The organism is Bacteroides sp. HMSC067B03 (genome assembly GCF_001811315.1).
Classification (GTDB): Bacteria; Bacteroidota; Bacteroidia; order Bacteroidales; family Bacteroidaceae; genus Bacteroides; species Bacteroides faecis.
On record NZ_KV804494.1, the window covers coordinates 20398 to 28999 of the forward strand.

The 8602-nt window shown below is 40.5% G+C and carries 9 protein-coding genes; 5 read left to right on the plus strand and 4 right to left on the minus strand.

Annotated features, from left to right (window positions below; genetic code table 11):
- Nucleotides 1-119 precede the first annotated feature (119 nt).
- The 4 genes from HMPREF2794_RS25955 (at nucleotide 120) to HMPREF2794_RS25970 (ending at nucleotide 3378) form a co-directional block, all read left to right on the plus strand.
- Nucleotides 120-704 carry a DUF6621 family protein gene (locus HMPREF2794_RS25955; protein WP_055270618.1) on the plus strand — a complete coding sequence of 195 codons (585 nt, stop codon included), beginning with the start codon at nucleotides 120-122 and terminating at the stop codon, nucleotides 702-704.
- A gap of 48 nt (nucleotides 705-752) precedes the next feature.
- Nucleotides 753-1649, plus strand: coding sequence for a LysR substrate-binding domain-containing protein (locus HMPREF2794_RS25960; RefSeq protein ID WP_070753088.1), 897 nt, complete (start codon nucleotides 753-755; stop codon nucleotides 1647-1649).
- Between the two features lie 240 nt (nucleotides 1650-1889).
- Nucleotides 1890-2264, plus strand: a complete 375-nt coding sequence (locus HMPREF2794_RS25965) for a YccF domain-containing protein (protein ID WP_010537254.1) — start codon at nucleotides 1890-1892, stop codon at nucleotides 2262-2264.
- 121 nt (nucleotides 2265-2385) lie between these two features.
- The gene (locus HMPREF2794_RS25970; protein WP_010537255.1) at nucleotides 2386-3378 is read left to right on the plus strand and encodes a YeiH family protein; all 993 of its coding nucleotides are present in this window, start codon (nucleotides 2386-2388) and stop codon (nucleotides 3376-3378) included.
- A 107-nt stretch (nucleotides 3379-3485) separates the two neighbouring features.
- Here HMPREF2794_RS25970 and recA read toward each other — a convergent pair whose 3' ends face one another.
- The 4 genes from recA to HMPREF2794_RS25990 all read right to left on the minus strand — a co-directional run bounded on the left by recA (nucleotide 3486) and on the right by HMPREF2794_RS25990 (nucleotide 7607).
- Nucleotides 3486-4520 carry a recombinase RecA gene (gene recA / locus HMPREF2794_RS25975; RefSeq protein ID WP_010537256.1) on the minus strand — a complete coding sequence of 345 codons (1035 nt, stop codon included), beginning with the start codon at nucleotides 4518-4520 and terminating at the stop codon, nucleotides 3486-3488.
- 24 nt (nucleotides 4521-4544) lie between these two features.
- On the minus strand, nucleotides 4545-5000 hold the full coding sequence (gene bcp, locus HMPREF2794_RS25980) for a thioredoxin-dependent thiol peroxidase (protein ID WP_055270616.1): 456 nt from the start codon (nucleotides 4998-5000) through the stop codon (nucleotides 4545-4547).
- A 24-nt stretch (nucleotides 5001-5024) separates the two neighbouring features.
- A complete protein-coding gene (locus tag HMPREF2794_RS25985) occupies nucleotides 5025-6218 on the minus strand; it encodes a saccharopine dehydrogenase family protein (RefSeq protein ID WP_055270614.1) in 1194 nt (397 codons plus the stop codon).
- A 105-nt stretch (nucleotides 6219-6323) separates the two neighbouring features.
- Entirely contained in the window at nucleotides 6324-7607 is a 1284-nt protein-coding gene (locus HMPREF2794_RS25990) for a hypothetical protein (protein ID WP_055270612.1), read from the minus strand.
- A 143-nt stretch (nucleotides 7608-7750) separates the two neighbouring features.
- Between HMPREF2794_RS25990 and HMPREF2794_RS25995 the strand changes: the two genes are divergently transcribed.
- Nucleotides 7751-8539, plus strand: a complete 789-nt coding sequence (locus HMPREF2794_RS25995; RefSeq protein WP_055270610.1) for an META domain-containing protein — start codon at nucleotides 7751-7753, stop codon at nucleotides 8537-8539.
- Nucleotides 8540-8602: the final 63 nt, after the last annotated feature.

Consider the following 8602-nt stretch of genomic DNA (forward strand, 5'->3'; position numbering starts at 1 on the left):
TTAAAGGACAAAATGACCATTTTTACCTAAACATAACTGACGAATTTGCCGTGAAATGAAGCGGATAAATAAAAGTATTGTAGTATCTTTATCCGCTGTAATCATATTATAAATAAGGTATGAATGATAAACCTCAAATAAAACTGTCTGAAACAGTAGTGTTGATTGATGCTGCTTTCTTGAATTTTGTAATTACAGATATGAAAGGTTATTTTGAAGAGACCTTGCAGCGTTCTTTACAAGAGATAGACCTTTCTATGCTGACTACTTATCTGACTTTGGATGCGGGCATTACAGAAGGAAAAAATGAAGTGCAATTCCTTTTTGCTTACGACAAAGACTCAAGTCATCTTGCGCATTGCCATCCTTCTGATCTGGAAAAAGAGCTGAATGGAGTCGCTTTTCAAAGTCCTTATGGAGAATATTCATTTGCAAGTGTTCCTTCTGAAGGGATGGTATCGAGGGAAGAACTGTTTCTGGATTTAGTGGCTATCGTTTCCGATTCGGCAGATGTGAAAAGGATGATTGTCGTGTCTTTTAATGAGGAATATGGGAAGAAAGTGACTGATGCTTTGCATGAGGTGAAAGGTAAAGAGATCATTCAGTTCCGTATGAATGAGCCTGAAGCATCGGTTGAATATAAGTGGGATATGTTGGCTTTTCCTGTTATGCAGGCATTGGGGATCAGAGCTGATGAATTATGATCTTTGTCTTTAGTTCTCAATTTTTAATTCTTAATCTTTAATTAAAAGGTGTCCGATTTTCGTTTAAAAGTATTTCAGAGCGTAGCGAAGAATCTGAGTTTTACAAAGGCTTCGCAGGAGTTGTTTGTCAGCCAGCCTGCTATTACGAAGCATATTCAGGAACTGGAGACTTACTATCAGGTTCGTTTGTTCGAACGTCAGGGTAGCAAGATTTCGTTGACTGTTGCCGGTGAACTGCTGCTCAAGCACAGTGAAAAGATATTGGAGGACTACAAACGCCTGGAATATGAGATGCATTTGCTGCACAACGAATATATTGGTGAGTTGAAGTTGGGGGCTAGTACGACTATTGCGCAATATGTATTGCCTCCACTATTAGCCAACTTTATTGCAAAGTTTCCTAAGGTCATCCTTTCTTTGTTGAATGGAAATTCCCGTGGGATAGAAGCGGCTTTACAAGAACACAGAATTGATTTGGGATTGGTAGAAGGTATCTTTCGTTTACCTAGTTTAAAATATCTCCCTTTTCTGCAAGATGAACTCGTTGCAGTGGTAAATGCGCATAGCAAATTCGCCGTTCAAGATGAAATTACTCCTGAGGAGTTACCGGATATTCCTCTGGTATTGCGTGAGAGAGGATCGGGTACGCTGGATGTATTCGAACGTGCTTTGTCACAGCATAATATGAAGCTGTCTTCATTGCATGTTCTTATGTATCTCGGAAGTAGGGAAAGCATTAAACTATTTTTGGAACATACCGATTGTATGGGGATCGTTTCCATTCGGTCGGTTCATAAGGAACTTGTTGCGGGCAATTTGCGGGTAGTTGAGATAAAAGGAATGCCGATGCAGCGTGAATTTAATTTTGTACAGCTGCAAGGGCAGGAGGGGGGATTATCCCAAGTGTTTATGAGATTTGCGGGGCTCCATAGCAAGAATCTGTAATCACGCCGGATGCTATGTGATGTCAAAAAGCACTTTTTACATAAAAAGAAACTTTGTTGAAAAGTAAATAAAGTTAATTGTATTTTCACATATCTTCTGTATCTTTGTTTCTCCCCACGACTTTCTTTAATGAAGTGGTTACTGATAAAATGTTTCAGTAGGTGATAGACCGATATTATCACGGTAGACCTGATGGGGTAGCAATGAAGAAACTTAAAAATAATTAGATATTACTATAATATGGGCTGTTTGATGAATTTATTGTGGCTATTGCTAGGTGGAATTTTTACCGCAGTGGAATATCTTATTTCAAGTTTGCTGATGATGATTACCATTATCGGTATCCCTTTTGGCATACAGACATTAAAGTTGGCCGGGCTTGCTTTATGGCCTTTTGGGAAAGAAGTGAGGAGTGGACAGCGTTCCGGTGGCTGCCTTTATGTATTAATGAATATTTTATGGATATTCTTGGGAGGCATTTGGATTTGTCTGTCACATTTAGTTTTTGGAGCAATTTTGTGTATCACTATTATTGGTATTCCCTTTGGTTTACAACACTTCAAATTGGCGGCTTTGGCATTGTCTCCTTTTGGAAAAGATATTGTGACGGTATAGAATTGAAAAGTGATTCCCCTCTTCTTATAACTAAAAGTTATAACTCATAATTAGAAACGATTAGTCTGTCTTGATTGTTTGCCGTACTTTTGTGCCCAGAAAAATAATTAAAGATAAAAATATGATTTCAACAGCTACAAAAACGTTGCAGGCAAACAACAAGACAATTTATGTCGCACTGCTTTCTACTTTGACTTTCTTTCTGTTTTTAGATTATATTCCGGGGCTACAGGCTTGGTCGGCATGGGTTACTCCTCCGGTTGCTTTATTTTTGGGACTGATTTTTGCGTTGACCTGTGGACAGGCTCATCCGAAATTTAATAAAAAGACTTCCAAATATTTATTGCAATATTCAGTTGTTGGCTTAGGATTTGGGATGAATCTTCATTCAGCTCTGGCTTCCGGCAAAGAAGGTATGGAGTTTACCGTTATTTCGGTAGTGGGTACCTTATTGATTGGTTGGTTCATCGGACGCAAACTCTTTAAGATCGACCGGAATACTTCTTATCTCATCAGTTCGGGAACTGCTATTTGTGGTGGTAGTGCTATTGCAGCAGTAGGACCGGTGCTGAAAGCTAAGGACAGTGAAATGTCTGTTGCATTGGGCACAATCTTCGTTTTAAATGCTATCGCACTGTTTATTTTCCCGATGATCGGTCACGCATTAAATATGAGTCAGCATGAATTTGGTACATGGGCGGCTATTGCTATTCATGATACGAGTTCCGTAGTAGGAGCCGGTGCTGCCTATGGTGAGGAAGCTTTGAAGGTGGCTACTACTATTAAGCTGACTCGTGCGCTTTGGATTATTCCGATAGCCTTCGCCACTTCCTTTATATTTAAGAGCAAAGGACAGAAAATTAGTATTCCTTGGTTTATCTTTTTCTTTATCCTGGCAATGGTAGTAAATACCTATTTGCTTGACGGAGTATCGGCTTTAGGCGCAGCTATCAATGGAATTGCCCGCAAAACACTGACTATTACAATGTTCTTTATCGGTGCTTCTCTTTCTATCGATGTATTGAAAAATGTCGGAGTCAAACCTCTGATTCAAGGAGTACTACTTTGGGTAGTAATTAGTTTGAGCACATTGGCTTACATTTACTTTGTGTAAAGCCGTAGACAAATAGAGAGTAATATAGCATAAAAAAGTGGAGGAATATCGGTTCATACGGTGATTCCTCCACTTTTATTTTTAGTATCCGTTTTAAGAGCCCCGGATTATTTTTTCTTCAGTTCTTCGAAGATCAGTCCTTCCAGTTCTTCTGCCAGTTCCGGATTATCTTTGATACAAACTTTGGCTGCATCACGTCCTTGACCTAGTTTAGTATCATTGTAGCTATACCATGAACCACTCTTCTTGATAATTCCCAATTCGGCACCCAAGTCGATGATTTCTCCGGAGTGGGAGATACCTTCACCAAACATAATGTCGAATTCAGCTTTGCGGAAAGGAGGTGCTACTTTGTTCTTTACTACTTTCACTTTGGTTAACTTACCAAGCACTTCTTCACCATCCTTGATTGGCTGGCTGCCACGGATATCTATACGTACAGAAGCATAGAATTTCAATGCGTTACCACCTGTTGTTGTTTCCGGATTACCAAACATAACACCAATTTTTTCACGAAGTTGATTGATAAAGATACAAGTCGTACGTGTCTTGCTGACTGTACCGGTCAATTTACGCAAAGCCTGTGACATCAGGCGTGCCTGTAGACCTACTTTGTTGTCACCCATGTCACCTTCAATTTCTGCTTTTGGGGTTAATGCTGCAACAGAGTCAATTACAATGATATCAATAGCGGAAGAACGGATTAGTTGCTCGGCTATTTCCAAAGCCTGTTCACCGTTGTCTGGTTGGGAAATCCAGAGATTATCCACATCCACACCTAGTTTCGCTGCATAGAAACGGTCGAAAGCATGCTCAGCGTCAATGAAAGCTGCGATACCACCGGCTTTTTGCGCTTCGGCAATGGCATGGATAGCCAATGTCGTTTTACCGGAAGATTCCGGACCATAGATTTCGATGATTCTTCCCCGGGGATACCCACCTACGCCGAGTGCTACATTTAAAGCAATGGAGCCGGTAGGAATCACTTCTACTTGTTCAACACTATCATCGCCCATTTTCATGATAGAACCTTTACCGAAGTTTTTTTCTATCTTTTCCATGGCGGCCTGTAAGGCTTTTAGTTTTTCGCTTGATGCCATTTTATTATCTGTTTCAAAATTAAGTTCGTCTTTCTTTGCCATACCTTATTCTTCTAATTGATGGATTTATTGATTCAAAATCTGTGTGGCATGTTCTTTGGTTTTCACTTCTTTCGGGGTGATAATCCGTTCTACAATTCCTTCTTCGTTGATCAGGAAGGTCGTACGGAGGGTTCCCATATAAGCACGGCCATACAGTTTCTTTTCTCCCCATACACCAAATTCTTCTACCAGTTTCTTGTCGGTATCGGCTATCAGTGTGAAGGGAAGATTGTTTTTTTCAATGAATTTCTGGTGCGACTTCTCGTTGTCTACGCTGACGCCGATTACTTCATAACCGGCCTTACGCAGTTCGGAATAGTTGTCGCGCAGGCTGCATGCTTGTGCCGTGCAACCTGATGTGCTGTCTTTCGGATAGAAGTACAGCACTATTTTCTTTCCTTGGTAAGCACTTAGTCTGATCTCTTCACCTTTTTCATTGGTGCCTAAGATTTCCGGTGCTTTATCTCCTACGTTAATCATAAACTTTCTTTTTAAACAATCTCTTTATAATTCCAGGTCTTTATTGAACACTTCGTGCCAAGGCAATCCTTGTTTGTTGAGTTGTTCCATAAATGGGTCCGGATTGAATTCTTCTACATTGTTCACACCCGGACGTTTCCATTCGCCTTTGAAGAACATCATTGCACCGATCATTGCCGGAACTCCGGTGGTATAGCTTACACCCTGCATACCAGTTTCTTTGTAAGCTTCCTGATGACTGCAGTTGTTGTATACGTAATAAGTACGTTCTTTTCCGTCTTTGATACCACGAATACGGCAGCCGATAGAAGTTTCTCCTTCGTAGTTCTCACCCAAATCCTGCGGATTGGGCAATACGGCTTTCAGGAATTGCAATGGTACGATTTTCGTTCCGTTATAGTCAACTTCGTCGATACGGGCCATACCTATATTTTGGATGACACGTAAATGAGTCAGATACTCTTGTCCGAAAGTCATCCAGAAACGTGCGCGTTTGATTGTCGGGAAGTGTTTTACCAATGATTCCAGTTCTTCATGATAAAGAAGATAAGAATCACGCGGACCGATGTTTGGATAAGTCAGGTCCTTATGAATTTCCAACGGACCGGTTGTTACCCATTGTCCGTTTTCATAATAACGTCCGTTTTGGGTAATTTCGCGGATGTTTATTTCCGGATTGAAGTTTGTAGCAAATGCTTTATGATGATTACCGGCATTACAGTCCACAATGTCCAGATACTGAATTTCATCGAAGTAATGCTTTGCTGCATAGGCAGTATAGATGCCGCTGACTCCCGGGTCGAATCCGCAACCAAGGATAGCTGTCAGACCGGCTTCTTTGAAGCGGTCGTGGTAGGCCCATTGCCAGCTGTATTCAAAATGAGCTTCATCTTTCGGCTCGTAATTTGCGGTATCCAGATAATTGACTCCTGCTTTCAGACAGGCCTCCATTATGGTAAGGTCCTGATAAGGAAGAGCAACGTTAATCACCATTTCCGGTTTAAAGTCATTGAATAAAGCTACCAGTTCGTCTACATTGTCAGCATCGACTTTAGCCGTTTTTATATTGGGATTGCCTATAGCTTTGACGATATTATCGCATTTCTCCTTTGTACGGCTGGCAATCATGATGTCTGTGAATACATCGGCATTTTGTGCCACTTTGTGTGCTACGACAGTACCAACACCGCCTGCACCGATAATAAGAACTCTACCCATTTCTTTTAATTAATATATTATAAATCAAAAATTAAGATTTTAGAATCGTTAGTTTGGCAAATATACGTGATTATTTTCAGATAATCATAGCGTCGGTACTCCTTTTTATTTGAAACGTTGCAAGGTACCATTTTCAAATTCCAGTGTTCTTCCGTTGTAGAACCAGGTTTCAAAACGGCTGTCTTTTTTTAGTTGTATGTCAACCGGATTGCCTATCGACAGGCGGCATTCATCGGCACTCATGCCTTCTTCCAGCTCGCCTTGTGCAATGATTTTCCAGCGTTCTTCGGTGATAGCCGGATATTTCTGCTTCATATCCCCGAAACCGAAAAGGTCTTCAATATAATTCTCGTTTTTAACGATCACATCGTATTTTAGGTCAACTTCTGTTATATAAAGTGCCCCTTGCCGGTCTTCCAACGATAAAATGGCCAGACTACCGGGAGAGGAGGTGGTTATTTCTTTTATTTTCAAAACAGTATAGCGCGGCAAATGTACACGAGCCTCCATCTGCTTACTTTCAAGACCGAATATTCTTTTGACGGTTAATGTTTGTTTGGGGTAGACAGTCAAGTCCATGTATCTGTCTTTCAGTGCCTCCAGATTTCCCGACTTTTTATTACTGAAACTAATGGCATTAGAGAAGTATCTCATTTTCTTTTCTGCTTGAAAATCATTTACGTCCATACCCGAATTGGTGCGTGAGAGAGCAACTTCCAGATAATAGGAGCGCTCTTGTGAGTCTTGAAATACAATTTTCACAGGATATGCTTGACTGCCGACTCCTATTGCAGTAACGATTGCTTCCGTGTTGACGGGAATGGGAACTTCCCGGTAACCGGAATAACTGTTGGCATCGTCCACTCGTGCCATATCGGATTGAATATATATCTTTTTTCCAGTCAGCAGTTCTTTAGCGGTATCTACGTCCTTCAGATAAACCAATCCATTGATATATGCACGAGGATTTTTTTCACATATTTCTTCCAGGCGTACGTTTTTTATCTCATAATAATACTTTCCTCCTTCGCACTCGAAGATAAATCGGGTGGTATAGCTGGTGCTATTTGATAATTCTTGAATTTTTTCTTCAGTACCGGCAAAGGTGAGAATCTTATGTTTCAGTGAACTGTTGTCGGTACCCTTTTCTGTGTCGTATACCGAAAGTGTGGGGAGAAACATGTCACGTTGGGAGGGGACGAACATGAATTTCATTCCCGGCGCCCATTTACAAAGAAGTTGTAGGGGAAAGTTCTCTTTAATGAATAATTCTTCTTTACTGGAAGAAATTTCCTGACTCGGAGAAGTTGCGACAAGATAATCGTTTTGAGCTGTGGTATAGGATATACTACAACACAATAAAATAAAGAATAAGGCTGTTACTCTCATATTTTTTTACTTTTGGTGAACTTTGTAATCTATTGTTTGTTTTATAACTAATGGCAAATGTATGTATTTTATATCGCATAAGATGGAATATTCCAATCTTTTTGATATCTTTGCCCACGATTTAACTTAAACGTTATAACAAAATGAAAAAAGTATTTGTTTCAATTTGCATTGCCAGCACAGTACTTGCAATGTTTTCATGCCGCTCTGTAGAGAAGGCAATCCCTTTGTCTTCTATCAATGGCGAATGGAATATTATAGAAGTTAACGGCTCGAAAGTAACTCCGGGCGAAAGCAGAAACCTTCCCTTTATTACTTTTGATACTGCAACCGGCAGACTGTCGGGCAACAGTGGATGTAACCGTATGATGGGTAGCTTTGATGTAAATGCAAAGCCGGGTAGCATTGATTTTAAAGGAATAGCCGGCACCAAAATGATGTGTCCGGATATGACTACCGAGAGAAATGTACTGGGGGCTCTGGCACAGGTGAAAGGTTATAAGAAAGCCGGTAAAGATAAGATGTATTTGTGCAACGATTCCAATCGTCCGGTTGTTGTTCTTGAAAAAAAGGAGGCTGATGTGAAACTTTCTGTATTGAACGGAGAATGGAAGATTAAAGAAGTAAATGGTGAAGCAATTCCTTCGGGAATGGAGAAGCAGCCTTTTATTGCTTTTGACGTGAAAAAGAAAACAATTCATGGCAATGCAGGATGCAACCTGATCAACGGCGGTTTTGAAACCAGTACGAGCAATGCCAAATCAATCTCTTTCCCGGGAGTAGCAAGTACAATGATGGCTTGTCCCGATATGGAAGTGGAAAGCAAGGTTTTGAAAGCTTTGAATGAAGTGAAGTCATTTGATAAACTGTCCGGTGGCGGCATTGGTCTGTACGATGCGAACAATGCGTTGGTGATGGTTCTTGAAAAGTAATACTGAGAGTATATTATATAATATAGGTATGAGGTTGTGTCAAAACGCTGGCACAACCTTTTT